The 26,904-nt window shown below is 54.8% G+C and carries 28 protein-coding genes, 1 tRNA gene and 1 pseudogene; 18 read left to right on the top strand and 12 right to left on the bottom strand.

Going from position 1 to position 26,904, the window contains the following annotated elements; all coding sequences use genetic code 11:
• Nucleotides 1-285: 285 nt before the first annotated feature.
• The 7 genes from DTA24_RS04250 to ruvX all read left to right on the top strand — a co-directional run bounded on the left by DTA24_RS04250 (nt 286) and on the right by ruvX (nt 6,008).
• Nucleotides 286-1,680: a sugar porter family MFS transporter gene (locus tag DTA24_RS04250; RefSeq protein ID WP_008806458.1), complete on the top strand. Its 1,395-nt coding sequence runs from the start codon at nt 286-288 to the stop codon at nt 1,678-1,680.
• A 77-nt stretch (nt 1,681-1,757) separates the two neighbouring features.
• A complete protein-coding gene (locus tag DTA24_RS04245) occupies nt 1,758-2,258 on the top strand; it encodes a SprT family zinc-dependent metalloprotease (RefSeq protein WP_008806459.1) in 501 nt (166 codons plus the stop codon).
• A gap of 94 nt (nt 2,259-2,352) precedes the next feature.
• Nucleotides 2,353-3,060 carry a deoxyribonuclease I gene (gene endA / locus DTA24_RS04240; protein WP_008806460.1) on the top strand — a complete coding sequence of 236 codons (708 nt, stop codon included), beginning with the start codon at nt 2,353-2,355 and terminating at the stop codon, nt 3,058-3,060.
• Between the two features lie 91 nt (nt 3,061-3,151).
• A complete protein-coding gene (gene rsmE / locus DTA24_RS04235) occupies nt 3,152-3,883 on the top strand; it encodes a 16S rRNA (uracil(1498)-N(3))-methyltransferase (RefSeq protein WP_123836572.1) in 732 nt (243 codons plus the stop codon).
• A 20-nt stretch (nt 3,884-3,903) separates the two neighbouring features.
• Nucleotides 3,904-4,854 (top strand): glutathione synthase, encoded by a 951-nt coding sequence (gene gshB, locus DTA24_RS04230; protein WP_008806462.1) that lies wholly within the window; start codon nt 3,904-3,906, stop codon nt 4,852-4,854.
• Between the two features lie 174 nt (nt 4,855-5,028).
• A complete protein-coding gene (locus tag DTA24_RS04225) occupies nt 5,029-5,592 on the top strand; it encodes a YqgE/AlgH family protein (protein WP_012540566.1) in 564 nt (187 codons plus the stop codon).
• Nucleotides 5,592-6,008, top strand: a complete 417-nt coding sequence (ruvX, locus tag DTA24_RS04220; RefSeq protein ID WP_012540565.1) for a Holliday junction resolvase RuvX — start codon at nt 5,592-5,594, stop codon at nt 6,006-6,008. The genes DTA24_RS04225 and ruvX overlap by 1 nt, the downstream gene beginning before the upstream one ends.
• A gap of 52 nt (nt 6,009-6,060) precedes the next feature.
• On the opposite strand, the gene DTA24_RS04215 is transcribed toward ruvX, so the two are convergent.
• Both DTA24_RS04215 and DTA24_RS04210 read right to left on the bottom strand, forming a co-directional pair.
• On the bottom strand, nt 6,061-6,714 hold the full coding sequence (locus DTA24_RS04215; protein ID WP_086631387.1) for a LuxR family transcriptional regulator: 654 nt from the start codon (nt 6,712-6,714) through the stop codon (nt 6,061-6,063).
• A gap of 348 nt (nt 6,715-7,062) precedes the next feature.
• Entirely contained in the window at nt 7,063-8,043 is a 981-nt protein-coding gene (locus DTA24_RS04210) for a type IV pilus twitching motility protein PilT (protein WP_042948086.1), read from the bottom strand.
• 16 nt (nt 8,044-8,059) lie between these two features.
• Here DTA24_RS04210 and DTA24_RS04205 point away from each other — a divergent pair, with 16 nt between their 5' ends.
• From DTA24_RS04205 to hemW, 5 genes are read left to right on the top strand one after another with little or no spacing between them, the layout of a single operon-like run.
• Nucleotides 8,060-8,761, top strand: coding sequence for a YggS family pyridoxal phosphate-dependent enzyme (locus DTA24_RS04205; RefSeq protein ID WP_004205181.1), 702 nt, complete (start codon nt 8,060-8,062; stop codon nt 8,759-8,761).
• 20 nt (nt 8,762-8,781) lie between these two features.
• Nucleotides 8,782-9,348 (top strand): YggT family protein, encoded by a 567-nt coding sequence (locus tag DTA24_RS04200; RefSeq protein ID WP_004205182.1) that lies wholly within the window; start codon nt 8,782-8,784, stop codon nt 9,346-9,348.
• Nucleotides 9,345-9,635, top strand: coding sequence for a DUF167 family protein YggU (gene yggU, locus DTA24_RS04195; protein ID WP_008806468.1), 291 nt, complete (start codon nt 9,345-9,347; stop codon nt 9,633-9,635). Before DTA24_RS04200 ends, yggU begins: the two co-directional genes overlap by 4 nt.
• A gap of 12 nt (nt 9,636-9,647) precedes the next feature.
• Complete coding sequence (locus DTA24_RS04190) at nt 9,648-10,241, top strand: XTP/dITP diphosphatase (protein WP_012540562.1); 594 nt, start codon at nt 9,648-9,650, stop codon at nt 10,239-10,241.
• Nucleotides 10,234-11,370, top strand: coding sequence for a radical SAM family heme chaperone HemW (gene hemW, locus DTA24_RS04185; protein WP_016161832.1), 1,137 nt, complete (start codon nt 10,234-10,236; stop codon nt 11,368-11,370). The genes DTA24_RS04190 and hemW overlap by 8 nt, the downstream gene beginning before the upstream one ends.
• Before the next feature lie 40 nt (nt 11,371-11,410).
• Here the strand turns inward: hemW and DTA24_RS04180 are convergent, their stop codons facing one another.
• From DTA24_RS04180 to trmB, 3 genes are read right to left on the bottom strand one after another with little or no spacing between them, the layout of a single operon-like run.
• Complete coding sequence (locus tag DTA24_RS04180; RefSeq protein WP_012540560.1) at nt 11,411-12,130, bottom strand: DUF2884 domain-containing protein; 720 nt, start codon at nt 12,128-12,130, stop codon at nt 11,411-11,413.
• 50 nt (nt 12,131-12,180) lie between these two features.
• Complete coding sequence (locus DTA24_RS04175) at nt 12,181-12,507, bottom strand: YggL family protein (protein ID WP_012967224.1); 327 nt, start codon at nt 12,505-12,507, stop codon at nt 12,181-12,183.
• Entirely contained in the window at nt 12,507-13,226 is a 720-nt protein-coding gene (gene trmB, locus DTA24_RS04170) for a tRNA (guanosine(46)-N7)-methyltransferase TrmB (protein WP_002916627.1), read from the bottom strand. Before trmB ends, DTA24_RS04175 begins: the two co-directional genes overlap by 1 nt.
• A gap of 136 nt (nt 13,227-13,362) precedes the next feature.
• On the opposite strand from trmB, the gene mutY reads away from it, so the two are divergent.
• The 4 genes from mutY to DTA24_RS04150 all read left to right on the top strand — a co-directional run bounded on the left by mutY (nt 13,363) and on the right by DTA24_RS04150 (nt 17,301).
• A complete protein-coding gene (gene mutY, locus DTA24_RS04165) occupies nt 13,363-14,421 on the top strand; it encodes an A/G-specific adenine glycosylase (RefSeq protein ID WP_049139247.1) in 1,059 nt (352 codons plus the stop codon).
• 28 nt (nt 14,422-14,449) lie between these two features.
• Nucleotides 14,450-14,725: an oxidative damage protection protein gene (locus DTA24_RS04160; protein ID WP_004105744.1), complete on the top strand. Its 276-nt coding sequence runs from the start codon at nt 14,450-14,452 to the stop codon at nt 14,723-14,725.
• 48 nt (nt 14,726-14,773) lie between these two features.
• Nucleotides 14,774-15,856 carry a membrane-bound lytic murein transglycosylase MltC gene (gene mltC / locus DTA24_RS04155; protein WP_012540557.1) on the top strand — a complete coding sequence of 361 codons (1,083 nt, stop codon included), beginning with the start codon at nt 14,774-14,776 and terminating at the stop codon, nt 15,854-15,856.
• A gap of 191 nt (nt 15,857-16,047) precedes the next feature.
• Nucleotides 16,048-17,301 carry a nucleoside permease gene (locus DTA24_RS04150; protein ID WP_008806476.1) on the top strand — a complete coding sequence of 418 codons (1,254 nt, stop codon included), beginning with the start codon at nt 16,048-16,050 and terminating at the stop codon, nt 17,299-17,301.
• A 43-nt stretch (nt 17,302-17,344) separates the two neighbouring features.
• On the opposite strand, the gene DTA24_RS04145 is transcribed toward DTA24_RS04150, so the two are convergent.
• Nucleotides 17,345-19,483: an ornithine decarboxylase gene (locus DTA24_RS04145; protein WP_123836571.1), complete on the bottom strand. Its 2,139-nt coding sequence runs from the start codon at nt 19,481-19,483 to the stop codon at nt 17,345-17,347.
• A 419-nt stretch (nt 19,484-19,902) separates the two neighbouring features.
• Here DTA24_RS04145 and DTA24_RS04135 point away from each other — a divergent pair, with 419 nt between their 5' ends.
• The gene (locus tag DTA24_RS04135; RefSeq protein WP_043876039.1) at nt 19,903-20,616 is read left to right on the top strand and encodes a DUF554 domain-containing protein; all 714 of its coding nucleotides are present in this window, start codon (nt 19,903-19,905) and stop codon (nt 20,614-20,616) included.
• A gap of 105 nt (nt 20,617-20,721) precedes the next feature.
• Nucleotides 20,722-20,797: transfer RNA gene (locus tag DTA24_RS04130), tRNA-Phe, on the top strand.
• Between the two features lie 223 nt (nt 20,798-21,020).
• Here the strand turns inward: DTA24_RS04130 and DTA24_RS04125 are convergent.
• From DTA24_RS04125 to DTA24_RS28980, 6 genes and pseudogenes are all read right to left on the bottom strand, one after another.
• Nucleotides 21,021-21,614: a site-specific integrase gene (locus DTA24_RS04125; RefSeq protein ID WP_110196224.1), complete on the bottom strand. Its 594-nt coding sequence runs from the start codon at nt 21,612-21,614 to the stop codon at nt 21,021-21,023.
• Between the two features lie 596 nt (nt 21,615-22,210).
• Entirely contained in the window at nt 22,211-22,486 is a 276-nt protein-coding gene (locus tag DTA24_RS04120; protein ID WP_023323268.1) for a hypothetical protein, read from the bottom strand.
• Between the two features lie 51 nt (nt 22,487-22,537).
• Nucleotides 22,538-23,107 carry a hypothetical protein gene (locus DTA24_RS04115; protein WP_023323269.1) on the bottom strand — a complete coding sequence of 190 codons (570 nt, stop codon included), beginning with the start codon at nt 23,105-23,107 and terminating at the stop codon, nt 22,538-22,540.
• Nucleotides 23,108-23,163: 56 nt separating this feature from the next.
• Nucleotides 23,164-23,633: pseudogene (locus DTA24_RS28985) on the bottom strand (TIGR03747 family integrating conjugative element membrane protein); the annotation flags it as partial.
• Between the two features lie 329 nt (nt 23,634-23,962).
• Nucleotides 23,963-25,111, bottom strand: coding sequence for a DUF3322 domain-containing protein (locus DTA24_RS04105; RefSeq protein ID WP_008806483.1), 1,149 nt, complete (start codon nt 25,109-25,111; stop codon nt 23,963-23,965).
• Nucleotides 25,112-26,458, bottom strand: coding sequence for an SbcC/MukB-like Walker B domain-containing protein (locus DTA24_RS28980; protein WP_219995343.1), 1,347 nt, complete (start codon nt 26,456-26,458; stop codon nt 25,112-25,114).
• Between the last annotated feature and the right edge of the window lie 446 nt (nt 26,459-26,904).

Here is a 26,904-nt window from a genome sequence, read left to right as displayed (position 1 = left end):
CGATGAAAGCGATTACATTATGATGACTGCCCCTTTGTTTCCATAACAGGCATAGCGTGCGGGTATTTTTCACAATGTTACATATTGTTTCGGTCAACTCTGATTACCGTTTTTCAAAATGTCGACTATCCTTGTATATACTGCTGATTTAAAAAGCATTTAATGGATTACGTTTCTTTACCTTTGTGTAAACGATTACACAGCCGTGACTATAATCACGTTTTTTTACCGTCGAGTGTCCTACCCTAACCATCGACAGAATCAATAACTCAACTGGAGGGCGTTATGCCTGACAACAAAAAACAAGGGCGTTCGAACAAGACTATGACGTTCTTCGTCTGTTTCCTCGCCGCGCTGGCTGGCCTGCTGTTCGGCCTTGATATCGGTGTTATTGCGGGTGCCTTACCCTTTATTGCCAATGAGTTCCAGATTTCAGCCCACACCCAGGAGTGGGTGGTCAGCTCCATGATGTTCGGGGCTGCCGTCGGTGCGGTCGGCAGCGGCTGGCTCTCCTTCAAACTGGGCCGTAAAAAAAGCCTGATGATCGGCGCCATCCTCTTTGTCGCCGGCTCTCTGTTCTCCGCTGCCGCGCCAAACGTCGAGATCCTGCTGGTTTCCCGCGTGCTGCTGGGCCTGGCGGTGGGCGTCGCTTCATACACGGCTCCGCTGTATCTGTCGGAAATCGCGCCAGAGAAAATCCGCGGCAGTATGATTTCGATGTACCAGCTGATGATCACCATCGGGATCCTCGGCGCCTATCTCTCTGACACCGCTTTCAGCTACAGCGGCGCGTGGCGCTGGATGCTCGGCGTGATCATTATTCCGGCGGTATTGCTGCTGATCGGCGTTATCTTCCTGCCGGACAGCCCGCGCTGGTTCGCCGCCAAACGTCGCTTCGTCGATGCCGAACGCGTGCTGCTGCGCCTGCGCGATACCAGCGCCGAAGCGAAACGTGAGCTCGACGAAATCCGCGAAAGCCTGAAGGTGAAACAGTCCGGCTGGTCGCTGTTCAAAGACAACAGTAACTTCCGCCGCGCGGTGTTCCTCGGTATTCTGCTGCAGGTGATGCAGCAGTTCACCGGCATGAACGTCATCATGTACTACGCACCGAAGATTTTTGAACTGGCGGGCTATGCCAACACCACCGAGCAGATGTGGGGGACGGTGATCGTCGGTCTGACCAACGTGCTGGCCACCTTTATCGCTATCGGTCTGGTCGACCGCTGGGGCCGTAAACCAACGCTAATCCTCGGCTTTATCGTGATGGCCGCGGGCATGGGCGTGCTGGGTAGCATGATGCACATCGGCATTCACTCCTCTACCGCGCAGTACATCGCCGTCCTGATGCTGCTGATGTTCATCGTCGGTTTCGCCATGAGCGCCGGTCCGCTGATTTGGGTACTGTGTTCCGAAATCCAGCCGCTGAAAGGCCGCGACTTCGGCATCACCTGCTCCACAGCGACCAACTGGATTGCCAATATGATTGTCGGCGCCACCTTCCTGACCATGCTCAACTCGCTGGGCAGCGCCAATACCTTCTGGGTGTACGGCGGTCTGAACGTGCTGTTTATCCTGCTGACTATCTGGCTGATTCCGGAAACCAAAAACGTCTCGCTGGAACATATTGAACGTAACCTGATGCAGGGTCGTCCGCTGCGTGAAATCGGCGCCCGCGACTAACCCGCCTGAGCTTCCTCCCCTCCCGGGAGGAAGCTTCCTCTTGCTCTCCCCCGCCCGTCGCACTATCCTCTGGCGCTATGAAAACACCCCGTATTCCCATCGCTATTCAGCAGGCCGTGATGCGCAGCCTGCGGGAGCATCTCGCCAAAGCGAACCTCAAACTGGAACGCCGCTACGCTGAGCCGACGCTGGTCTACCAGCAGCGCGGTACCTCCGCCGGCACCGCCTGGCTGGAGAAAAACGAAATTCGTTTAAATCCGGTGCTGCTGCTGGAAAATCAGCAGGAGTTTATCGATGAAGTGGTGCCGCACGAGCTGGCGCACCTGCTGGTCTGGCAGCACTTTGGCCGCGTCGCGCCGCACGGTAAAGAGTGGAAATGGATGATGGAGAACGTCCTTGGCGTTCCCGCGCGTCGCACTCACCGTTTTGAACTCGATTCGGTCCGCCAGAACACCTTCCCCTACCGCTGTCGCTGTCAGCAGCATCAGCTCACCGTCCGTCGCCATAACCGGGTGGTGCGCGGCGAGGCCACCTACCGCTGCGTTCACTGCGGCGATCTGCTGGTGGCTGAAAAATAACCATCAGAATTTATTAGAAACTTTCTGATCTGACTGATTGCATCCAGCACCCTCATTCGCTACGTTGCGGGCTCGTTTTGACACGGAGTTAACGATGTCCCGTATGCATATTTTAGCCGTTGCGGTATTGAGCACGGCAGTCAGTGGCCCGCTCGCGGCCGCCGGTATTAATAGTTTTTCCCAGGCCAAGGCCGCTGGCGTCAAAGTGAACGCCGACGTTCCGGGCGACTTTTATTGCGGCTGTAAAATCGACTGGCAGGGTAAAAAAGGCGTTATCGATCTGGAATCTTGCGGCTATAAAGTGCGTAAAAATGAGAACCGCGCCAGCCGGGTTGAATGGGAACACGTGGTGCCGGCGTGGCAGTTCGGCCATCAGCGCCAGTGCTGGCAGGAAGGCGGGCGGCAAAACTGCGCCAAAGATCCGGAGTACCGCAAGATGGAAAGCGATATGCACAACCTGCAGCCGGCGGTAGGGGAAGTCAATGGCGATCGCGGCAACTTTATGTACAGCCAGTGGAACGGCGGTGAAGGCCAGTACGGCCAGTGCACCATGAAGGTCGATTTTAAAGATAAAGTCGCCGAGCCCCCTGCCCGCGCCCGCGGCGCTATCGCCCGCACCTACTTCTATATGCGCGACCGCTACCAGCTGAATCTTTCCCGCCAGCAAACTCAATTGTTTACCGCCTGGGATAAACAGTACCCGGTCACCGCCTGGGAATGTGAGCGCGATGAGCGCATCGCGAAAGTGCAGGGCAACCATAATCCGTATGTCCAGCAGGCTTGCCAGGCGCAAAAGAGCTAACCTACACTAGCGGCAATTGTTAATTTGCAGCCCTGTGCTTCCCGCCCGGTGGCGGGAAGCTGGCATCTGCGCAACGAACGGAATATCAAGCATGCGCATTCCTCGCATCCATCATCCAGAACGCCTCACTGTCGGCAGCCAGATTGCGCTGAGCGATGACGCGGCCAACCACGTCGGTCGCGTCCTGCGCATGACCGCAGGTCAGCACCTACAGCTTTTTGACGGCAGTAACCAGGTATTTGAAGCCGTCATCACCGAGGCCGGCAAGAAAAATGTCACGGTTGAAGTGCTCAGCGGCGAACCCGACGATCGTGAATCGCCGCTGCATATTCACTTAGGCCAGGTGATGTCGCGCGGTGAAAAAATGGAATTTACTATCCAGAAATCGATCGAACTCGGGGTAAGCCTCATAACGCCACTGTTTTCCGAGCGCTGCGGCGTTAAACTGGACGCCGAACGTTTGCAGAAGAAGATCCAGCAGTGGCAGAAAATCGCTATTGCCGCCTGCGAACAGAGCGGTCGTAATGTGGTACCGGAAATACGTCCGGCCATGCAGCTGGAAGAGTGGTGCGCCGAGCAGGACAGCGGGATGAAGCTCAACCTGCACCCGCGCGCCAGCGCCAGCATTAATACGCTGCCGCTACCGGTTGAACGCGTCCGTTTGCTGATTGGTCCGGAAGGTGGGCTATCGGCAGAAGAGATAGCGATGACCGCGCAATACCAGTTTACTGATATCCTGTTGGGACCGCGCGTTCTGCGTACAGAGACTACTGCGCTCACCGCCATCACCGCCCTGCAGGTGCGTTTTGGCGACTTAGGTTGAGGCGTTAACGGAGAAGAACCATGATCAAGCTCGGCATCGTGATGGATCCCATCGCAACCATCAACATCAAGAAAGACACCAGCTTCGCTATGTTGCTGGAAGCGCAACGTCGCGGCTATGAACTCCATTATATGGAGATGAACGACCTCTATTTGATCAACGGCGAAGCCCGCGCCCGTACGCGCACGCTGAGCGTCGAACAGAACTACGATAAATGGTATGACTTCACCGGTGAGCAGGATCTGCCGCTGGCCGATCTTGACGTTATTTTGATGCGTAAAGATCCGCCGTTCGATACCGAATTTATTTATGCCACCTACATCCTGGAGCGGGCGGAAGAGAAAGGCACGCTTATCGTCAACAAGCCGCAGAGCCTGCGCGACTGTAACGAGAAACTGTTCACCGCCTGGTTCTCAGAACTGACGCCGGAAACGCTGGTCACCCGCAATAAAGCCCAGCTGAAGGCCTTCTGGGAAAAACACGGCGATATCATCATGAAACCGCTCGACGGCATGGGCGGTGCCTCTATTTTCCGCGTCAAAGCCGGCGATCCGAACCTTGGCGTGATCACGGAGACCCTGACCGAGCTCGGCAGCCGCTACTGCATGGCGCAGAACTATCTGCCCGCCATTAAAGACGGCGACAAGCGCGTGCTGGTGGTGGACGGCGAGCCGGTGCCTTACTGCCTGGCGCGTATTCCGCAGGGTGGCGAGACCCGCGGTAATCTGGCCGCCGGCGGCCGTGGCGAAGCTCGCCCGTTGACCGAAAGCGACTGGGAAATTGCCCGCCGCGTCGGCCCGACGCTGAAAGCCAAAGGTCTTATCTTCGTCGGCCTGGATATCATCGGCGACCGTCTGACGGAAATTAACGTCACCAGCCCCACCTGCGTACGCGAAATCGAAGCCGCCTTCCCGGATATTTCGATCACCGGCATGCTGATGGACGCTATCGAAAGACGTATCACCAAATAAACACCAGGGCGGATAAACGTCCGCTCATGGCGCAGCGAGCGCGGTTGACCGCGCTCGTGAAACGCTGCCAGCCAGGCGCCACTCGGGCGCCAGCCAGATAAAGTGCATCGACACTATTCTACTTTGCCCGCATACTGGGTGTTGCTTTTTGAACCAGGAACAGAACCTCTGACAATGAATTTACAGCATCACTTTCTGATTGCCATGCCTGCGCTTCAGGACCCGATTTTCCGCCGCTCCGTGGTCTATATCTGCGAGTATAACGACGAGGGAGCCATGGGCATTATTATCAATAAGCCGCTGGAAAATCTGCAGGTGGAAGGGATCCTTGAGAAGCTCAAGATTGTTCCGGAGCCGCGCAATCCGGAGATCCGTCTGGATAAACCGGTGATGCTGGGCGGCCCGCTGGCGGAAGACCGCGGTTTTATTCTGCATACCCCGCCCTCTGACTTCTCCTCGAGTATCCGCATTTCGGATAACACAGTGGTCACCACCTCGCGGGATGTTCTTGAAACCTTAGGTACCGACAGGCAGCCGGGCAACGTACTGGTGGCGCTGGGCTACTCCTCATGGGAGAAAGGGCAACTGGAGCAGGAGATTTTAGATAATGCCTGGCTTACCGCCCCTGCCGACCAGAATATTCTCTTCCGCACGCCCATCGCCGATCGCTGGCGCGAGGCGGCGAAACTGATTGGTATCGACATTGTGACGATGCCAGGCGTCGCGGGGCATGCATGATGAGCGGAACCTTTCTCGGCTTTGATTTCGGCACCAAAAGCATCGGCGTGGCGGTGGGGCAACGCATCACCGCTACCGCGCGACCGTTACCGGCGCTGAAGGCGCAGGACGGTAAACCAGACTGGAATGTCATCGAAAAACTGCTCAAAGAGTGGCAGCCTGAGGCGGTGATCGTTGGCCTGCCGCTGAATATGGACGGCACCGAGCAACCGCTGACGGCGCGCGCGCGGAATTTCGCCAATAAAATTCATGGCCGCTTTGGCGTCGCGATCGTCCTTCACGATGAACGTCTGAGTACGGTGGAGGCTCGGGCAGGCTTATTTGAACACGGCGGCTACCGCGCGCTGAATAAAGGCAGCGTTGATTCGGCCTCAGCCGTGGTCATTCTGGAAAGCTACTTCGAGCAGAGCTTTTAGGCTCTGCTCTCCTGCGCCGCCGGCAAATTGCTGACGGCGCGCTTCCGACCGCTTAGTGGCGCAGATGTTCGTTCGCCCAGCTCACCGCTTGAGTGCGATTCTTCACGCTCAGTTTACGAAACACATTGTACAGGTGCGTACGCACCGTGTTCTCGCTGATAAACAGGGCACGGGCAATATCCAGATTCGTCGCCCCACAGCGCAGCTCGTTGAGGATCTCACATTCCCGCTCGGTGAGTGGCGAGTTCTCAACGGGCGCCGATGCATGGTCCGCAGCGTACATCGCCGGGTGCATCACGCTCAATTCAGCCGTCTGTTCGCCGTTTAGTACGGCCTTAACGCCCTCAATTAAGCGCGATTCATCATCGTCATGGCGGAACACGCCATATAAAGCCGGCCACTGCGCCATTTCGTATAACTCATACTTTTGTGCGCTATTAATAATCAACAAACGAGGATTATCTGCCTGCAGTCGAATAATGTCTCGCCATACCCCATTTAATTTCTTATTTGACACTGCGATATCAAATAATATTACAGAATCTTTCGCCAGGCGTTGTGCCAGTGGTTTATTAATATTTTGTAAAACCACTGGTGCCATCAGGGTTTCGCTCAGATAGCTGGCAAAAGCTTTGCTCTGAATTGACGGATGGGTAATAAATGTGACCTGACGAGAAGATAATGAATTTCCATTTAAATTAATCACTTAAAACTCTCCTTAGCTGCTACCCACCGCCATGGTGGTTAAATGAATAAAAAAATATACAAACAGTCGTGAATTTATAAATAGCCTTGGCAGTTTACAAATTGAAACGTTATTCCATGAGAATCATCCTATTCCCGTAAACAGCATAAATCGAACACCTCAAAGCTGTCAAAAGGTAATCAAACTTTTTTCCTGGAAATGCGTATTCACTGTCGACATATCGCAACTGAATGTGTTATTTGAATTGATTCAGAATGGTTATTTGTATTACCAAATAATATAAATAAACAGCCATCAAACATTCAGTTAACATATCATTTAACCCGCCCTGTCTGCTTCACGCTGCTCTTACAGCTCGCCTGCGGCGACACGTTGCTGAAAACTCTGCGTAAATGTCAGCATTCCGGCCTGCATCCCGGTCTGCATTATGCCGGGCAACTGGTGCACTTTTCCTTCACGGATCAAGTTAGCTACTGCGGGGGTATTGACCAAAAGCTCGTATAGCGCAACTCTGCCGCCCTGACGTGCAGGCAACAATTTTTGCGCCAGCACCGCGCACAGGCTTCCGGCCAGCTGACTACGAACCTGATCTTTCTCCTCTGCCGGAAAGACATCGATCAATCTCTCCACCGCCGGCGCCGCGCCGCGGGTATGTAATGTCGCCATTACCAGATGTCCGGTCTCCGCAGCCGTTAACGCCAGACGAATGGTTTCGCTGTCGCGTAGCTCCCCGAGCAGGATCACATCCGGATCCTGGCGCAGCGCCACGCGGAGCGCCGCGGCGAACGAAGGACAATGACGGCCAATCTCCCGCTGCAGGATCAGGCAGCGCTCGCTGTGATGAATAAACTCCACCGGGTCCTCCAGGGTCAGAATATGGCCATCAAGACGCTGGTTGAGATGCCCCACCATCGCCGCCAGGGTGGTCGACTTGCCGCTGCCCGTCGCTCCGGTGACCAACAGCAAACCACTCTCTTCCGCCAGCAGCTCGCTCAGCGCAGGCGGGGCGCCCAGCGTCTCCAGACGCGGGCACTGTTCAGGCAGAAGGCGTAGCACCAGCGATATTCCACGCGTATGGGCGAAAGCGCTGGCGCGCAGCCGCAAACCGCAGGCCAGGGTCAGCGCAAAGTCAATCTGGCCCTGTTCCTGCCAATGCTGTAACTGTGCGGCATCAAGCCAGCAGTTGAGTAAATCCGGGATATCCGGCGCGGGAAACGGGGCGGGCTCCAGCTTGCCCTGCCGCCGCCAGCGCGGTGCGGCGGAATTGCACAGGTGTAGATCGGAGACATTATGCTTTACACTAAGGGCTACGATTTCTTCCAGCTTCATAACTCATCCTCGGAATATGAACGATATTGCGCATAACCTGGCACAGGTCCGGGACAAAATCTCCGGTGCCGCCGCTCGTTGCGGGCGTGCGCCAGAAGAAGTGACATTGCTTGCAGTGAGTAAAACAAAACCTGCGAGCGCGATCGAAGAAGCCATCGCGGCAGGCCAGCGGGCATTTGGTGAAAACTACGTCCAGGAGGGCGTGGAGAAGATTAACCATTTCCAGCAGGCCGGCGTCAGTGGGCTGCAGTGGCACTTTATTGGCCCCCTGCAGTCCAACAAAAGCCGGCTGGTGGCAGAGCATTTTGACTGGTGCCACACCGTCGATCGGCTGAAAATCGCCACCCGCCTGAACGAACAGCGCCCGGCGCATCTGCCGCCGCTGAAGGTGCTAATTCAAATCAATATCAGCGATGAGCAGAGTAAATCCGGTATCCCGCTGGAAGCACTCGATGCATTAGCGGCGGAGATCGCTGAGTTACCTCATCTGGAGCTGCGCGGTCTGATGGCCATCCCCGCGCCTGAGTCAGAATATGTAAGGCAGTTTGCCGTCGCCCAGCAAATGGCGGTAGCATTTGCGCGATTAAAAACGCGGTACCCCACGGTCGATACGTTGTCTCTGGGAATGTCGGACGATATGGAAGCCGCAATCGCGGCGGGAAGCACGATGGTGCGCATCGGCACAGCTATTTTTGGTGCGCGCGACTACAGCAAATAATAAGGAATCTGAGGAACGCCATGAAGACGTTGACTTTCCTGCTTTCAACGGTCATTGAGCTTTACACGATGGTCGTGTTGTTACGCGTCTGGATGCAGTGGGCGCGCTGCGACTTTTACAACCCGTTTTCGCAGTTTGTGGTGAAGGCCACCCAGCCGATTGTCGGGCCGCTGCGCCGGATTATCCCGGCGATGGGGCCGATTGACAGCGCCTCGCTGCTGGTGGCATTTATTCTCTGCGTCATCAAAGCGATCGTGCTGTTTATGGTGATCACCTTCCAGCCGATCATCTGGATCTCCGCCCTGCTTATTCTGCTGAAAACCATCGGCTCATTGATCTTCTGGGTGCTGCTGTTGATGGCGATCATGAGCTGGGTCAGCCAGGGCCGTAGTCCGGTGGAGTACGTGCTGATGCAGCTGGCGGACCCGCTGCTGCGCCCTATCCGCAACCTGCTGCCGTCGATGGGCGGTATCGATTTCTCACCGATGGTACTGGTGCTGCTGCTGTACGTGATTAATATGGGCGTCGCCGAAGTGCTGCAGGCCACCGGTAACGTGCTGCTGCCGGGGCTGTGGATGGCGCTATGAGTGCCGTTGAAACCTGCGCTGAGGGGCTGGTGCTCAGGCTGTATATTCAGCCGAAGGCCAGCCGCGATAGCATCGTGGGCGTACATGGCGACGAGCTTAAAGTCGCCATTACCGCCCCGCCCGTTGATGGCCAGGCCAATGCCCACCTGGTGAAATTTCTCGCCAAACAGTTCCGCGTAGCCAAAAGCCAGGTACTGATTGAAAAAGGCGAGCTGGGTCGCCATAAGCAAGTTAAAATCATCGCCCCACAACAGATCCCGACTGCGGTCGCGGCGCTAACTGAATAAACAGGATTCATCATGCAAAAAGTCGTCCTCGCGACCGGCAACGCCGGTAAAGTGCGCGAACTGGCCTCGCTGCTGGAAGATTTTGGTCTCGATATCGTCGCTCAGACCGAGCTGGGCGTGGACTCTGCGGAAGAGACCGGCCTGACCTTTATTGAAAACGCGATTCTGAAAGCGCGTCATGCGGCGCAGATCACCGGCCTGCCGGCCATCGCTGACGATTCCGGTCTGGCCGTCGATGCGCTTGGCGGCGCACCGGGTATTTACTCCGCCCGCTATTCCGGCGTCGACGCCACCGACCAGCAGAATCTTGAAAAGCTGCTCGACGCGTTAAAGGACGTGCCGGACGACCAGCGTCAGGCGCAGTTCCACTGTGTGCTGGTCTATCTGCGCCATGCCGAAGATCCCACGCCGCTGGTGTGCCACGGCAGCTGGCCTGGGGTAATCACCCGACAAGCCGCTGGTACAGGTGGCTTCGGCTACGACCCGATCTTCTTCGTCCCGTCAGAAGGGAAAACCGCGGCCGAACTGAGCCGTGAAGAAAAGAGTGCGATTTCCCATCGTGGGCAAGCGCTAAAACTGTTACTGGAAGCATTACGTAATGGCTAATTTGCCGCCGCTGAGTCTCTATATTCATATTCCCTGGTGCGTGCAGAAATGCCCGTACTGCGACTTTAATTCGCATGCGCTGAAAGGCGAGGTGCCGCATGACGATTACGTCCAGCATCTGCTAAACGACCTGCAGGCCGATGCGCAATATGCCCAGGGACGGGAAATAGGCACTATTTTTATCGGCGGCGGTACGCCGAGCCTGCTGTCCGGCCCGGCCATGCAAACTCTGCTGGATGGCGTCCGCGCCTGCCTGCCGCTGGCCGCCGGGGCGGAAATCACCATGGAAGCCAACCCGGGCACCGTGGAGGCCGATCGCTTCGTTGATTACCAGCGCGCCGGGGTGAACCGTATCTCCATCGGCGTACAAAGCTTTAGCGAACCGAAGCTGCAGCGCCTGGGGCGGATCCACGGTCCAGAGGAGGCCAAGCGCGCAGCACGTCTCGCCAGCGGCCTCGGCCTGCGCAGCTTCAATCTCGACCTGATGCACGGTCTGCCGGACCAGTCGCTGGAGGAGGCGCTGGACGATCTGCGTCAGGCGATTGCCCTCAACCCGCCGCACCTGTCGTGGTACCAGCTGACCATTGAGCCGAACACCTTGTTCGGCTCCCGGCCGCCGGTGCTGCCGGATGACGACGCGCTATGGGATATTTTCGAGCAGGGACATCAATTGCTAAGCGCCGCTGGCTATCAGCAGTACGAGACGTCCGCCTACGCTAAACCGGGCTTCCAGTGTCAGCATAATCTCAACTACTGGCGCTTTGGCGACTACCTCGGCATCGGCTGCGGCGCGCACGGTAAGATAACCTTCCCTGACGGACGCATTCTGCGGACCGCCAAAACCCGCCACCCGCGCGGGTATATGGAAGGCCGTTACCTCGAGCGTCAGCATGATGTGGAAGAGGCGGATAAACCGTTCGAGTTCTTTATGAACCGTTTCCGCCTGCTGGAGGCCGCGCCGCGCGCAGAATTTAGTCGCTATACCGGTCTTGATGAAGCGGCGATCCGCCCGCAGCTGGACGCGGCGATAGCCCAGGGCTATCTGCAGGAAGACGAGCAGAACTGGCAGATTACCGAGCACGGTAAGCTGTTTTTGAATTCCCTTCTCGAGTTATTTCTGAACGAGTAAACGCAGAGGCGGTCCTGCCGGAAAGCGGGCCGCCATGTCTTTATTTTAACGAGCCAACCAGCGATTTCCGGCTATCCTCCAGCGAGACAACCCGGCTGCAGACGTCCTTACCAAACTGCTGGAAATCGGCCTCCTGGTTTTTCCATTCATCCTGAATGGCCGTTTGCAGGCCGCCGAGGCTGCCGAGAATGCCCTGCAGCGGGTTGCCGCCGCCTTTGAGCACTGCTTTCGCGCCCATCTCGTTAATACTGTCCTGCAGAATGCCGCCCATCGCCTGATTCACCAGCTGCTGACCATCGGCACGTACCTGGTCGATAGCTTTATAGTGGAAGGTCAGGCCATCGCTGCGGCGCTCAATGATGCGGTTCATCTGTTCTTTCAGCTGCGCATCCAGCTTGGTCAGGCGACCATGCATGCTGCTGTTGGCGCCAACCTGTTCGGTAATGATTTTATCCAGCGCCTTGCGGCCTTTTTCGACTCGCGAGCGCGCGCCTTCGTCAATCCACGGCAGGCTGCTGCGCAGACTGGCCTGATAATCCTGCGCCTGCTCGCGCTGGGCGGCGCTCAGAGTATAGGCTTTACCGTTAAAGGTCAGGTTGCCGTCCGGCTTTATCACCAGATTGCCGTTTTCCCCTTTCACCTGCACCTGCTGCGGGCTGAGGATCACATCGTCACGCGGCGTGACGCTACACTGGTAGTCCGCATGGGCAGACAAAGCGGTGACGGAGAGCGCCACCGCCAGCAGCGTTTTACGCATCATAAAACTCCCTTAAGACAAAACGGGCCGGCAGTTGCCGACCCTTGTCAAACTTAGTCCCACCAGACGTCAAAAAGTTCGCTGGTGCGCACATCCTCTAACTTACGCGCTTCCAGCCATTGGCGTACGATGGCCTGATGCTCTTCGGTGCACTTACCGATCTCCTGCATGCAGATGAGCCCTTCCCAGGAGAGATAGCCGCTACCGTCGAAGGCCAGCTTGTTCGGCTCAATCACCTCTTCGATCAGATCGTTGACCGTCTGGTCGATCTGCTCTTCGGTGGTCCCTTCCGGGAAACGCCAGGCGACGGAGAAGCCTAACTCCTGAAACTCATCGATATGCATTTTTTTACGCAGACGACGGCTACGATTCTTGGCCATTATTTCACCCTCTCGAACATTAAGTCCCATACGCCGTGGCCGAGACGATGGCCACGCTGTTCAAATTTGGTTACCGGGCGCGATTCCGGGCGCGGTACGTAATCGTTGCTTGCCGACTGGTTACGATAGCCTTCCAGCGAGGACATCACTTCCAGCATATGCACGGCATAGGCTTCCCAGTCGGTCGCCATATGGAAGACGCCGCCGAGTTTCAGTTTGCTTTTGACCAGCTCAGCGAAAGGCGGCTGCACGATACGACGTTTATTATGACGCGCTTTATGCCATGGGTCAGGGAAAAACAGCTGCACCATATTCAGTGAGTTATCCGGGATCATGGTATGCAGCACTTCCACCGCATCGTGACACATCACGCGCAGATTTTGCACACCTTCTTCTTCAGCAGAAGCCAGACAGGCGCCAACGCCCGGGGAGTGCACTTCAATGCCGAGGAAATTCTGTTCCGGTTTGGCTTTTGCCATCGCCACCAGCGAAGCCCCCATGCCGAAACCAATTTCTAAGGTGACCGGCGCGTCGCGGCCAAACAGGGCAGCGAAATCAAGTGGCGCATCGTTGAATTCAACGCCCATCACCGGCCAAATGTTATCCAGCGCATGCTGCTGCCCTTTCGTCAGGCGCCCCTGGCGACGGACGAAGCTACGAATACGGCGCAGCGGGCGACCGTTTTCATCGAATTCCGGAGAAATGACGTCGTTTTTCATAAAAGTTAAGTCTGCTAGTGAAAGTGTTCGGAAAACGGGCATTATCCAAAGTTACCCGGCGGATGCAAGGGTTTACAGCCACTCGCCCTTGTGCTGCAATCTGCCACCCTGTAATCGCGATCCCGGAGCCATAGCTTTGACTTTTCTCGCCGCGCAATTTTCAGCCCAGGTCCTGGACTGGTACGACAAATACGGGCGTAAAACCCTGCCCTGGCAAATCGCCAAGACGCCCTACAAAGTATGGCTCTCCGAAGTGATGTTGCAACAAACCCAGGTGACTACGGTAATCCCGTATTTTGAACGCTTTATGGCGCGTTTCCCAACGGTGGTTGATTTAGCCAACGCGCCGCTGGATGAGGTGCTGCATCTGTGGACCGGCCTTGGCTACTACGCGCGGGCGCGCAATTTACATAAAGCCGCCCAGCAGGTGGCGACACAGCATGGCGGCATCTTCCCGCAAACCTTTGAGGAAGTGGCCGCGCTGCCCGGCGTCGGGCGTTCAACGGCAGGGGCGATTTTGTCGCTTTCGCTCGGTCAGCATTATCCGATTCTCGACGGCAACGTGAAGCGCGTGCTCGCCCGCTGCTATGCTGTCAGCGGCTGGCCGGGAAAAAAAGAGGTCGAAAAACGGCTGTGGGATATCAGCGAAGAGGTGACCCCGGCGCAAGGGGTAGAACGCTTCAACCAGGCGATGATGGATCTCGGGGCGATGGTTTGCACCCGCTCGAAGCCGAAGTGCGAGCTGTGCCCGTTGAGCAATGGCTGCGTGGCCTACGCGAATCATTCATGGGCGGAATATCCGGGTAAAAAACCGAAGCAGACCATCCCGGAACGCACCGGCTATTTCCTGCTGATGCAGCACGGCGACGAGGTGTTTCTCTCCCAGCGTCCGCCGGTGGGTTTGTGGGGCGGACTATTCTGTTTTCCGCAGTTTGCAGACGAAGCGGAGCTGCGCGAGTGGCTGGCGCAGCGTCAGATAAAGGCCGATAATCTGACGCAATTAACCGCCTTCCGCCACACTTTCAGCCATTTCCACCTGGATATTGTGCCGATGTGGCTTACAGTGCACTCATCTGGCGCATGCATGGATGAAGGCAACGCACTCTGGTATAACTTAGCGCAGCCGCCGTCGGTCGGACTGGCGGCCCCCGTGGAGCGCTTGTTGCAACAGTTAAAAGCCGGAACGCCGGTATAAATTTTTCGGCTATCAAAGAGGAGTGATTATGAGCAGAACCATTTTTTGTACTTTCCTGCAGCGTGAAGCGGACGGCCAGGATTTCCAGCTCTATCCGGGCGAACTCGGGAAGCGCATTTACAACGAAATCTCCAAAGAAGCCTGGGCGCAGTGGCAGCACAAGCAGACCATGCTGATCAACGAGAAAAAACTCAGCATGATGAACCCGGAGCACCGCAAGCTGCTGGAGCAGGAGATGGTGCAGTTCCTGTTTGAAGGGAAAGACGTGCATATCGAAGGCTACACGCCGCCGGAAAAACAGTAAGGGCCCTGCGGCCTTTTAAAAACAAACACAACACGCACGCCCGGAATGATGAAAAAATACTTAGCGCTCGCGCTGATTGCGCCGTTGCTCGTTTCGTGTTCCAGCTCCAATAAAAAAGGCACCGAATACAACGAGGCCTGGGTCAAGGACACGAACGGATTCGATATCCTGATGGGCCAGTTTGCCCATAACATCGAGAACATTTGGGGGTATAACGAAGTCCTGCTCGCCGGGCCGAAGGACTACGTTAAATATACCGATCAATATCAAACCCGCAGCCACATTAACTTTGATGCCGGGACGATCACCGTCGAGACCATCGCGGGCACCGATCCGCGCGGACGACTGCGCCAGGCGATCATCAAAACGCTGCTGATGGGCGATGACCCCAACTCCATTGACCTCTATTCCGACGTCGATGATATTCAGATCTCCAAAGAGCCGTTCCTCTATGGTCAGGTGGTGGATAACACCGGCGCGTCGATTCGCTGGGAGTGGCGCGCCGCGCGCTACGCCGATTATTTGCTGCAAACCCGCCTCAAGAGCCGCAACAATGGCCTGCGCGTGATCTACAGCATCACCATTAACCTGGTACCAAACCACCTCGACAAACGTGCGCATAAATACCTCGGCATGGTGCGCCAGGCCTCGCGTAAATACGGCGTTGATGAGTCGCTGATCCTTGCGATTATGCAAACAGAATCATCGTTTAACCCCTATGCGGTGAGCCACGCGGATGCCATGGGGCTGATGCAGGTCGTCCAGCACAGCGCGGGGAAAGACGTCTTCCGTTCGCAGGGCAAATCCGGCCTGCCGAGCCGCAGCTATCTGTTTGACCCGGCGAATAACATCGATACCGGCACCGCTTATCTGGCGATGCTGAACAATGTTTATCTAGCCGGCATCGATAACCCCACCTCGCGTCGCTACGCGGTGATCACCGCCTATAACGGCGGCGCCGGCAGCGTACTGCGCGTGTTCTCCAGCGATAAAGTCCAGGCGGCGAACATCATTAACAGCATGGCGCCAGGCGACGTCTACCAGACGCTCACCACCCGCCATCCGTCGGCCGAATCGCGCCGGTATCTGTATAAAGTTAACACTGCGCAGAAAAGCTATCGCCGCAAATAACCCCCCTCTCTTACAGGCCCGGACATCGCACTGGGCCTCTCTTTTTTATAGGACATACTTCGTAATATCTTTTCGATTTTCTGCGGCAGTTAACAGAAGCTTCTCACCCCTGAATGATAGAATCGCATCAAAATAACGGTGGTTATGTTATTTAATAAACATAACAAGCCCACATTCGTGAGGATAAATACATGAATCTTAAGCTGCAGCTAAAAATACTGTCGTTCCTGCAGTTCTGCCTTTGGGGGAGCTGGCTGACCACGCTCGGCTCGTACATGTTTGTCACGCTGAAGTTTGACGGCGCGGCAATCGGCGCAGTGTATAGCTCGCTCGGCATCGCCGCCGTCCTGATGCCAACGCTGCTCGGCATCGTCGCCGATAAATGGATCAGCGCCAAATGGGTATACGCCATCTGCCACCTGGTCGGCGCGTTAACGCTGTATCTGGCGGCGCAGGTCACCACGCCGGGCGAGATGTTCCTTGTGATCCTCCTCAACTCGCTGGCCTATATGCCGACGCTGGGGCTGATTAACACCATCTCTTACTATCGCCTGCAGTCGGCGGGGCTGGATATCGTCACCGATTTCCCGCCAATTCGTATCTGGGGCACCATCGGCTTTATCCTCGCCATGTGGGGCGTCAGCTTCTCGGGCTTCGAACTGAGCCATATGCAGTTGTACATTGGCGCGACGCTGTCGGTCTTGCTGGCGCTGTTCACCCTGACGCTGCCGCATATTCCGGTCGCCAACGCCCAGCGCAATCAAAGCTGGACGGAGATGCTGGGGCTTAACGCCTTTGCGCTGTTTAAAAACAAGCGCATGGCTATCTTCTTTATCTTCTCGATGATGCTCGGTGCCGAACTGCAAATCACCAATATGTTCGGCAACACCTTCCTGCATAGCTTCGATAAAGATCCGCTGTTTGCCGGCAGCTTTATCGTCGAGCACGCGTCAGTGCTGATGTCGATTTCGCAGATCTCCGAAACGCTGTTTATCCTGACCATCCCGTTCTTCCTTAGCCGCTACGGCATTAAGAACGTGATGCTGATTAGTATCGTGGCGTGGATGCTGCGCTTCGGCCTGTTCGCCTTTGGCGACCCGACACCGTTCGGCACTGTACTACTGGTGCTGTCGATGATCGTCTACGGCTGCGCCTTCGACTTCTTCAACATCTCCGGTTCGGTGTTCGTTGAGAAAGAGGTTCGTCCGGAAATCCGCGCCAGCGCCCAGGGGATGTTCCTGATGATGACCAACGGCTTCGGCTGTATTCTTGGCGGGATGGTGAGCGGCAAAGTGGTTGAGCACTTTACCGTCGAGGGGATCACTGACTGGCAAAGCGTGTGGCTGATTTTCGCCGGTTATTCGCTGGTGCTGGCCTTTGCCTTCGTGGCGCTGTTCAAATACAAACACGTCAGACAACCGACCGCCGCGCAGCAGAGCGCGTGATCGTCAAAAGCAAAACGCCCCGCCTGTTCAGCGGGGCGTTTTTTTATCCCTTCAGCACGTAGCCATACAGCCGCTTAATGCCATCCGGATCCGTCTCGCTGTAAACCCCCTGCAGCTCCGGTGAGAAGCCCGGCAGCATATTGACCCCCTCCTCCAGCGCGAGGAAATAGCGCAGTACTGCCCCGCCCCAGATCTCGCCGGGCACCACGCATAATACCCCCGGCGGATAGGGCAGCGCCCCTTCAGCCGCGACGCGGCCTTCCGCTTCGCTCAGACGCACCAGCTCCACGTTGCCGCGGATAAATTCGCGGTTAGCATCCTGCGGATTCATCACCACGCGCGGGAAGCTCCGTTTACGGAACATCTCCTTTTGCAGGCTCTTCACATCAAAGCTGACGTACAGATCGTGCATCTCCTGGCACAGTGCGCGGAGGGTATAATCGCGATAGCGCACCGGATACTTGTTGTAGATGGTCGGCAGCACGTCGGCCAGCGGCGTATCCGATTCAATATGCTGTTCGAACTGTCCCAGCATCGCCACCAGCTGCGCCATTTTTTCGGCGCTCTCCGCCGGCGTCAGCAGGAACAGAATCGAGTTGAGATCGCACTTCTCCGGCACGATGCCGTTTTCACGCAGATAATGCGCCAGAATGGTCGCCGGGATGCCGAACTCACTGTACTCCCCGCTTTCAGCGTCAATGCCCGGGGTGGTCAGCAGCAGCTTGCACGGGTCGACAAAATACTGGTCGTCCGCATAGCCCTCAAAACCATGCCAGCGCGCGTCGGGTTCGAAGCTGAAGAAGCGGCGCTCCCGGGCGATCGCCTCGGTCGGGTGATCCTGCCATGGACGCCCCGCCACCACTGGCGGAATAAAGGGCTGGATCATCTTGCAGTTAGTGATGATCGCTTTCCGCGCCTCAATGCCCAGCGCCACACACTCGGCCCACAGGCGGCGGCCGCTCTCACCTTCATGAATTTTGGCGTTGACGTCCAGCGCGGCAAACAGCGGATAGAACGGGCTGGTGGAGGCATGCAGCATAAAGGCGTTATTCAGCCGCTTGTGCGGACAGAAACGCGCCTGGCCGCGCAGATGGTTATCCTTTTTATGGATCTGCGACGTCTGTGAGAAGCCGGCCTGCTGCTTGTGCACGGACTGGGTGACAAAAATACCCGGATCGTCCGGGGTCAGCTCCAGCAGCAGCGGCGAGCAGTCGGCCATCATCGGGATAAATTGCTCATAGCCCACCCACGCCGAGTCGAACAGGATGTAATCGCAGAGGTGGCCTATTTTATCCACCACCTGGCGGGCGTTATAGACCGTGCCGTCGTAGGTCCCCAGCTGGATCACCGCCAGACGAAACGGGCGGGAGGCATTGGCTTTCTCAGGCGCCGCTTCGCGGATGAGATCCCGCAGGTAATGCTCATCAAAGCAGCGCTCGTCAATGCCGCCGATAAAACCGAACGGATTGCGCGCGGCTTCAAGATAGACCGGCGTCGCCCCCGCCTGAATCAGCGCCCCGTGATGGTTTGACTTGTGGTTGTTACGATCGAACAGCACCAGATCGCCGCGGGTCAACAGCGCATTGGTCACGACTTTGTTGGCCGCCGAGGTGCCGTTGAGGACGAAGTAGGTTTTATCCGCATTGAACACTTTCGCAGCGAACTTCTGCGCGTGCTTGGCCGACCCTTCGTGGATCAGCAGATCGCCTAATTTCACGTCGGCGTTGCACATGTCGGCGCGAAAGACATTTTCGCCAAAAAAGTCATAGAACTGACGGCCTGCAGGGTGCTTTTTGAAAAACGCCCCGTGCTGATGCCCCGGACAGGCAAAAGTGCTGTTATCCATCTCGACGTACTGGGTCAGAGTATTGAAAAACGGCGGCAGCAGACGCGCTTCGTAATCACAGGCCGCCGCCTCCAGCTCCAGCCACTCCTGTTCTTTACCGGCGATCACCGCCTGCACCCCCTCTGGCCTCTCGACCGCCGTCTCACTCAGCAGGTAGACCGGCAGATTAAATCCGCTGCGTCTGAGGAGAGCAAGGATGCCGCTGCGACTGTCCGCCGCGGTGATGACGACTGCCGCCACATCGGTAAAATCGGTACTGTCCAGCGCCACAACGCGACGGTGGGTGGACAAGCGGGTGACCAGCTCGCAGCTGGCGGCAATGTGCATGGATTTCATAAGCGCAAATGCCCGTATCGGGAGTGTAAAAATCTCAGACAAGGAAACCTTGCCCAACGATGTGTCCGGGTCTGACGGATTTCAGCTCCGACCGCCGGACATCAGTAAAAGCAGACGCGTCCGATCTTACTGTTGCCCTACAGTGAGCATACGTGTCCTTCACCGCATGGTGAACAGAGGAGTAAGCGTAGCAAGATGAGGCAGCCCGCACATCTGTGCGCGACGTCGCTGGCGAGATAATGGCAGTGTCGTCATCGGCGGCCTCATATCAGGGAGGAGAAAATTCGCGCAATCATGGCACCTTTCCCGAACAGGCGCAAGATGAAAACCGTATGCACTTATATCACGGATACACAAGCTTTCACGGCGGGTTAACGTCATAATAATGCGGTTATCAGGGATATTTAACAGGAGTCAGCGTGGTTACAGGACCTTTTATTAACGCCAGCGCGGTGCTGGTCGGCGGTGTGCTGGGTGCCTTGCTCAGTCAACGGTTGCCGGAACGGATCCGCACATCAATGACCTCAATTTTTGGCCTTGCGTCATTAGGCATCGGCATTTTACTGGTCATTAAGTGCGCCAATCTGCCAGTGATGGTGCTGTCGACCCTGGTGGGGACGCTGCTCGGCGAAATATGCAATATGGAAAAAGGCATCAATACGCTGGTCAGTAAACTCCAGCAGTTGATATCAGCGAAAGGCAAGAAAAAGGCTTCGGCTCATGAGTCTTATATTCAGAGCTATGTGGCGATTATCGTCCTGTTCTGCGCCAGCGGCACCGGCGTCTTCGGCGCCATGCGCGAAGGGATGACCGGCGACGCCAGCATTCTGATTGCTAAAGCGTTTCTCGACTTTTTCACTGCCACCATTTTCGCCTGCACCCTGGGCATTGCCGTCGCCGCCATCAGCGTACCGATGCTGCTTATCCAACTGACTCTGGCGGCCTGCGCGGCGATCATTATGCCGCTTACTACCCCGATGATGCTGGCGGATTTCAGCGCCGTCGGCGGTATGCTACTGGTGGCCACCGGGCTGCGCATCTGCGGGATAAAAATGTTTGCGGTGGTGAATATGCTGCCTGCGCTGGTGCTGGCGATGCCAATTTCAGCGGCCTGGACGCTGTTTTTTGCCTGAAGACGCGTGCTTTTAGCGCAATGTGGTGATAGATTGTTCAGTCTGCTGCAAAACAGATAAATTTCGTTGACGAGGCGCGGCGATTACGGTTTAATGCGCCCCGTTGCCCGGATAGCTCAGTCGGTAGAGCAGGGGATTGAAAATCCCCGTGTCCTTGGTTCGATTCCGAGTCCGGGCACCACTTATTCAAAGCCGGTTGGTCAGATTTGCAAGATGCAATCCTGACGGACACGAAGGCGAGCCAGTAAAAACACGATGTAACGCTGTTACTTGTTGTTGAAGAAAGGCTCTTGAGAAACAGACTTGTTTGCCGCAAGTCTGTTTTTTCGCGTCTGATATTTGCAAGAAATCTTTTCAATGTCAAATAATGTAAGTATTTGACGCCATTCCTGAAGCCTTCCTCACTACATCAATTCGGTTTCCAGTATATCCCGCAGGCTATCAACACTTTCATCAATGTATTCCAGCGTCGATGTGATGCTGACATGACCCAGCAGTTTCTTCACCGCGTACAAATTGCGCTCAGGTGATTTCATCATGTGGGTTGCCACCGTATGGCGAAACCTGTGTGGCGTGATCGTAAATTTACACTCACGGGACAAGCGCCGGAAGAACGCTCTCAGCGGGTACTCGTTCATCACCTCCGGGTACTTCCTTTTTCTCATCAGGTCAAACCAGCCTACATTAAATACCTGATCGCCCGGCTCCATCCCTGCCTCACCGGCTTTTCTCACCAGTTCCTCCAGCGACGGATACAACGATGAGACAATCGGAACCCGATGCTCGCGATGGTATTTCGCTCCCTCAATGTTCAGGTCAATCCACCGTTCCTCAACAGGCACCATGCCCGGGGTTGTGTTATGCGCATGTGAACCTCCGTCAATGCGATTGCATGTACGAAGGAAGAGTGGCGAAAAGCGTCCTGGCGGGCAGTAAGAAAACAGAAGTGGAATATTGAAAATTATGGAAGGGATAAGGCGTGGCGCAGAATGCGCCATCGGGGTTCTTTGCCACCCCAGCGCAAGCAAGCTTGCTCTCCCGGCAAGGCCCGTCTAAAAGCCAGGAAGACGTACAGGCTTGCTATTCTGGTTTTTAGACCGGCTGGATTTAAGTGAGACTCATCGGTAATAACTGAAGGATAGGCTGAAATTAAAAGATATCGTAGCCAACCATAAGACAAAAAAACAGCGACCCCGCCTCCTAAATAAGTCAGTATCAGCCGAATCCTCTTTGCAATAACGGAACTGGTATTCGCAGAAAACAAATAGAATAAAATACTCGTTACTGCAAAAAGCCAACCAAAAACACGGAATAGAGTGCCAATCCCATCATATAAAGACCCATATATTCCCATCATACATTCACCCATTAAATTCCATTTCAATTACAACGTAGATAGGTTTCAGAAGTAAAAAACCGACTTAACGTCGGCTTTTACTGTTCCAGTCGAGACTGGTAACTCTGGCCGGTGTGAAGCTGTCCACATCTAACATAATCAGTATACTTATTAATCACCTTTGTATGAAATGGGTATCTAACCCCACCCATTAGAGAATCAAAAAAGTTGAGCAAGGCCGCGAGCGCGGCCTTTAAACTATTTGGAAAGAAGCTCGTATCTGGTCAGGTCGCAGATACCTTCAGAGATCGGTCGTGGCTGGCGTGTTGATTTTGCTGAATTCAACAGCACGTTGAAAACTTCGCCTTTTGAAGCGCTAATCTTCTGGCCTTTTGGGGTAGTGAACGTCACTTTTTTGCCATTACGGCCACGGACCACGCTCTCCGTACTCCCATCCTCATGAACCTGCGTCGTTTCTGGCACCTGGAAAAAAGGGGATTCAGGCGCGACTAATTTTCTCTTTCTCGTCACCATACCTAACTCCTTAGTTCGTCGCGTATGTTGTCTTACATTATCGCTCATAAATCACTCACCATCAACTAAAGCAGCGTCACGCCTGAACCAATCAACCAAGTCTGCCGCCGAACGATAGAGGATATCTCTTGAGCCATCGTCAGTAATATCCAGGAAGCCATGTTCTTCAACGTAATAGGCCGCAACCGCCTGATTAATGGGAAACATCAAACGCACACCCGAGCCTTCCGTTTCCAGAAGAAACAAAACAATGGCATAGAGTGCAAACTTCAACATGTTGCCATCAAGAATAGATGGCTGGATCTGAAAATTCTGCAACATCTCAACATTCAGTACACCATCCCCCGGGCAGTATTCACAGATACATGCACCTGCGGGTCGATGACGGGCATCCAGCAACTTAAAACAAAAATTGAAGGCGTTATCGTCTCGCAGCATCGCACCAATTTGATCCCAAGGGAGTTGTCTTTCCTCAGGCATATTCCGCACAGCGGAAATACACCATTCCAAATCCAGTTCGCTCAATAGGCAAGCAACGAGAGGCTTATCAGCCTGTCGGAATAATTCATTTGTTTGCTCGACCGCTACTTCACCAGATTCTCGTATCGTCGGTTCAGGCATTCGCGACTCCATCGCATCAAGAATAAGCCATTATAAATAAATCGATTTTTTATACCCTACAAATACTTCTTAAAACTTCCCATCGTCACTGAAATCGCCAGCCCCATCAGCAATGCCGCCGGTAACAGCAACAAGTTCGGATATACCGCGAACAGCGCAGACAGATAGAGCACGCACGGAATATACGCCACAGGCTTCACCACGCGCTTGGCATGATGATAAAGAAAGCTCGACTCATAGACCGCACCGTAGCGACGAAGATCGCGTCGTACCATTCCATCCGCGATCTCCTCAATGGCAACCAGGATAAATAACGGCACCGACAGCACCAGAATGGTGACCCGCATCAGAAAGACCAGCGCGTCGCCATCAGGTATTCATATGCAACCTGTAGCGCCCAGGCTCTCCAGGAATTCAGCTCATCCGTAACGCCATTACCGCTTCAAGCAGTCGGTGTCTGAATCGACTGCAACCAGCCCATAAATCCGCTGTTCACAAACAGCCGCTGATAGCCCAGCGCGATCCAGCCCTGTAGGGGAGCGTTATCAGCAACTATTTGGCACAGTCTAAGATTTATATTTTTACAGCATTTAAACTTAAAATAGACATATAATAAATTATCAAACCCACGTATTTAAAATCAGGTTACTGAATTAGCCCACCAAACTTTAAATCCACATTTCAATTTAAAATTCAAAGAGGAGTGACGGCTCAGCATTCCACAAGCGAGAGGTTTGTTTTCGCGGCGCTATATGTTAACCGCCTCCACGTACCACAAAGCTATTACCATTTTAGCACCGGCTTTATTGACAACCTTCAGTAAATACCGACCCCTCCATCGCCAGCTCGATCTCCTTAACTCTCTTTTCTCCACCTAACCAGTTCCTCTCCAACTACCCCCGCAGGCAAAAACTCTTGCTCCAGACGACCACGCGGTAAGCAGGTTAAGTAGCGATAAAAATCGCCTTCTTCATTAAGCAAACCATCGGGTATGGCTTCCTGTGCTTTTACCGGTTCAGGAACGGCGCTTTGGCTGGCATATTGCTCAAACAACTCACGATTCATGAGCAGAACATCAAGCGTCGGACGACAGCGCCTGGCTCTCGCCAGCATCAGTAGCCCCCAGCTATCCATGTCCCCCCAATAGGCAACGCGTTTTTTATCCAGAACAACGCTGGATAACCATTGCACGTCAAGGCCACACCCTAAAACCGCGATAGTGTCAGATAACTCTGGAAGTTGATGCAGACACTGTTCATTTTCAATCATCAGCACACGCGACGCGGGCAATGTCGTTTCCGCCAGTTCCGCTGTTGTCACCCGGCATTTTTTAAAAGGAAGCAAGCCGGGTGATAGCGGCACAACCAAAACCCAGTGGCTGGACTCATCAAAAGCATCAAGAAAGGTGGTTAACCCCTGCTCGCTGGCTTCGCCGGAAAAACGCATATCCAACAGTCGGGTTAATAACGAAATATTATTCTCAATAAATTTGGTATCCACCCCTTGCCCGGAAAGCAGTCTTAGCGGCAGCCCTTTTGCGCAGCCCGGCTCTAATCGGCTGGCCAGCCTGGCAGCGCTGATGATGTCCTGCGAGCCTTTGTTTCGCCAGAGCGAACGATGACTAATCAACAGCGGATGGAAAATGGGATCAACCTGCTCAATAATTCCCTCCAGCAAGCGAAATTCCCGGCTTACCGTCGCATCTGCCGCTGCGTTGATCCAGTCAGAAGGGCCATTCATGATCCAGCGCAATGGCATTGATACCGGTCCGTCGCTCGCCCGATAACTGACCTCTTCCCATTCCACCCGCCCAACCGCGACTTGCCGCCATAACTGCACGTGTTGTAAAACACGCTGAGGCTGCTCTGCGAATATTTTCGCGGAAGGTTTGCCAATGGTCAGACAGAGCGGCCAGTTACCGGGTGGAAGTAAACGCTCGGCCCGGAGCTTTGCGTTATCCCACTGCCGGGCAAGCTTTTCACGCAGTTCATCAGGAGAATACATTTACGCGTTCTCCCGTCGTCGGGAGTGTTGTTCAAGTTCTTCCCAGCTCAGCGAAGCCATATTTGAATCCTGACCGCGCCGGTGGACGACAATCGCCGACCGGGTATGGTCACGCAACAGGCGCATTTCCTTATTGGGGGTGATAAATACTGCATGTAAGCCAAATTCTCTGAGCGCGGCGATGATTCTGCCCGCCACGGCATGAGAGCTGCGGGAGAATGCTTCATCAAGGACAATAGTGCCGAAAAGCGGATAACGACTCCCCGCAGGACAAAGCGCATAGCTAAGTGATGCGGTCAATACGTAAGACGCGATAATCTCTTTTTCTCCACCGCTACCGCCCTGCGAGCCAGTACGCGACTCAATCACATTACCACTCTGGCGATCCATCACCGACACGGCGAACTCCAGACGAAAACGGGGATCCAGCAGCGCTTTCGCCCCCAGGGTACGGTTTCGTTCACAGGCATCCCGCAATTGCGCCACCAGCACCTGCAACGCCTTATAATGGCTCTCGCCGTTATCATCAACAAACCGAGCTGCATTTAGCTGACGCTGCGCTTTTTCAAGCGTGCGCAGGCTTTCATGGACAACTTTTTTGGTATCCAGACGCAGGTAGCGATCCGGCTGAAAATCGACCCTAAACATGGTTTCATTGAGTTCGCTGAGTCGCGCTTCAATCACCAGCACCTCATGATCGATATGGCTGAGCAGTTGCGTTACGCCATCGTCAGATGAACGGTTCAAATAGTCAAGAAAGCGGTTGAGCTTTTCCGGCAGGGCTTCTTCGGTCAGTTCCTGCAAACGCTGTAAATAGACAGGAATATCGTCCAAATCAGCCCCTGCCTCAACGAGCGCCCCAGTATCCACACGTTTGGCTTCAGACATACGTTTGGTCAACTCAATGTTCAGTCGATGCAATTCACCTTTAATACCCTCAATTTCTTGTTGAATTCCCCGCTCATGTTGACGTTCCAGATCGCGAATGTCAGGCAGTTGAACCAGAGCCACCACAGGAAAATGTGACGCGCACAACTCTCGCTCTTCATCCTGCATACCTTTTTGCGCAGTTTGCTGGGCCTTACGTTCTGCTGCCCGGGCTGAGGTGAGTTCTGTATCCAGCCCATTAGTGACTTTATTGGCGGCTCTGAGCTGCTTATCGAGTTCAGATTCAACCGTTTGAGCCTCATCAAGTTTTGCTTTCGCTACACTGGCGTCAGAATCCGGGCGGATCAGATTCTCCAGCCGCTCCCTGAGCGCGTCCAGTTGGCTCTTTGCGCCGGGAACATCGATGCTATCGTAATCAATTTGTTGTATTTTCTGGAATGAAATGGCCTGATTTTGCAAAACCCCCACCTCGCCTTTCGCAAACTCAAACGCTGCGTTTGCGGTTTTAACCTGCTCCTGAAGGGCGGCGATTTCTTTGGCAAGGAAGTTCAGGCGATCGCGGTTATCGAATCCCGTTAGCCAGTCTTCATCAAGACGTTTCTGATCGTGTTTGTCATAGAAACGCTGTTTACCAGACATTAACCCCTGCACCGTCATAGCATGAGGTGTGTCACGCAGTTGTTCAGGGCTGTCAACACAATGCCTGTCGTTTTCGGCCAATAATGCTTTGACGGCCTCTCGCCACGGATGATCTTTCCACAACAGCTTACGGGTAAAACCATCATCAAAAAACCTGGCGGGAGAGTGCGGTAATTTGACCTCCAGTAGGCGCACGTGCAGACGATTATTGCGCTGGTTTACCCAGCGAAGCGCTTCCTGTGCAGATTCAGGAGCAACCAGAATAC

It is taken from the genome of Klebsiella sp. P1CD1 (genome assembly GCF_003790505.1).
In the GTDB taxonomy this organism is placed as follows: Bacteria; Pseudomonadota; Gammaproteobacteria; order Enterobacterales; family Enterobacteriaceae; genus Klebsiella; species Klebsiella variicola.
The sequence above is the reverse complement of the archived record's forward strand: the minus strand, read 5'-3'. Positions and strand labels throughout refer to the sequence as shown.

Excerpts from the sequence above, each read along its gene's own strand:
- DTA24_RS04250 (WP_008806458.1), top strand. The coding sequence starts at position 286 with ATGCCTGACAACAAAAAACAAGGGCGTTCGAACAAGACTATGACGTTC.
- DTA24_RS04145 (WP_123836571.1), bottom strand. The coding sequence starts at position 19,483 with ATGAAATCCATGCACATTGCCGCCAGCTGCGAGCTGGTCACCCGCTTG.
- rsmE (WP_123836572.1), top strand. The coding sequence starts at position 3,152 with ATGCGCATTCCTCGCATCCATCATCCAGAACGCCTCACTGTCGGCAGC.
- DTA24_RS04225 (WP_012540566.1), top strand. The coding sequence starts at position 5,029 with ATGAATTTACAGCATCACTTTCTGATTGCCATGCCTGCGCTTCAGGAC.
- DTA24_RS04150 (WP_008806476.1), top strand. The coding sequence starts at position 16,048 with ATGAATCTTAAGCTGCAGCTAAAAATACTGTCGTTCCTGCAGTTCTGC.
- DTA24_RS04105 (WP_008806483.1), bottom strand. The coding sequence starts at position 25,111 with ATGTATTCTCCTGATGAACTGCGTGAAAAGCTTGCCCGGCAGTGGGAT.
- DTA24_RS04120 (WP_023323268.1), bottom strand. The coding sequence starts at position 22,486 with ATGGTGACGAGAAAGAGAAAATTAGTCGCGCCTGAATCCCCTTTTTTC.
- trmB (WP_002916627.1), bottom strand. The coding sequence starts at position 13,226 with ATGAAAAACGACGTCATTTCTCCGGAATTCGATGAAAACGGTCGCCCG.
- DTA24_RS04205 (WP_004205181.1), top strand. The coding sequence starts at position 8,060 with ATGAACGATATTGCGCATAACCTGGCACAGGTCCGGGACAAAATCTCC.
- gshB (WP_008806462.1), top strand. The coding sequence starts at position 3,904 with ATGATCAAGCTCGGCATCGTGATGGATCCCATCGCAACCATCAACATC.
- DTA24_RS04160 (WP_004105744.1), top strand. The coding sequence starts at position 14,450 with ATGAGCAGAACCATTTTTTGTACTTTCCTGCAGCGTGAAGCGGACGGC.
- DTA24_RS04245 (WP_008806459.1), top strand. The coding sequence starts at position 1,758 with ATGAAAACACCCCGTATTCCCATCGCTATTCAGCAGGCCGTGATGCGC.
- yggU (WP_008806468.1), top strand. The coding sequence starts at position 9,345 with ATGAGTGCCGTTGAAACCTGCGCTGAGGGGCTGGTGCTCAGGCTGTAT.
- DTA24_RS04190 (WP_012540562.1), top strand. The coding sequence starts at position 9,648 with ATGCAAAAAGTCGTCCTCGCGACCGGCAACGCCGGTAAAGTGCGCGAA.
- DTA24_RS04125 (WP_110196224.1), bottom strand. The coding sequence starts at position 21,614 with ATGGCGCATTCTGCGCCACGCCTTATCCCTTCCATAATTTTCAATATT.
- DTA24_RS04180 (WP_012540560.1), bottom strand. The coding sequence starts at position 12,130 with ATGATGCGTAAAACGCTGCTGGCGGTGGCGCTCTCCGTCACCGCTTTG.
- ruvX (WP_012540565.1), top strand. The coding sequence starts at position 5,592 with ATGAGCGGAACCTTTCTCGGCTTTGATTTCGGCACCAAAAGCATCGGC.
- mltC (WP_012540557.1), top strand. The coding sequence starts at position 14,774 with ATGAAAAAATACTTAGCGCTCGCGCTGATTGCGCCGTTGCTCGTTTCG.
- DTA24_RS04175 (WP_012967224.1), bottom strand. The coding sequence starts at position 12,507 with ATGGCCAAGAATCGTAGCCGTCGTCTGCGTAAAAAAATGCATATCGAT.
- DTA24_RS04210 (WP_042948086.1), bottom strand. The coding sequence starts at position 8,043 with ATGAAGCTGGAAGAAATCGTAGCCCTTAGTGTAAAGCATAATGTCTCC.
- hemW (WP_016161832.1), top strand. The coding sequence starts at position 10,234 with ATGGCTAATTTGCCGCCGCTGAGTCTCTATATTCATATTCCCTGGTGC.
- endA (WP_008806460.1), top strand. The coding sequence starts at position 2,353 with ATGTCCCGTATGCATATTTTAGCCGTTGCGGTATTGAGCACGGCAGTC.
- DTA24_RS04115 (WP_023323269.1), bottom strand. The coding sequence starts at position 23,107 with ATGCCTGAACCGACGATACGAGAATCTGGTGAAGTAGCGGTCGAGCAA.
- DTA24_RS04200 (WP_004205182.1), top strand. The coding sequence starts at position 8,782 with ATGAAGACGTTGACTTTCCTGCTTTCAACGGTCATTGAGCTTTACACG.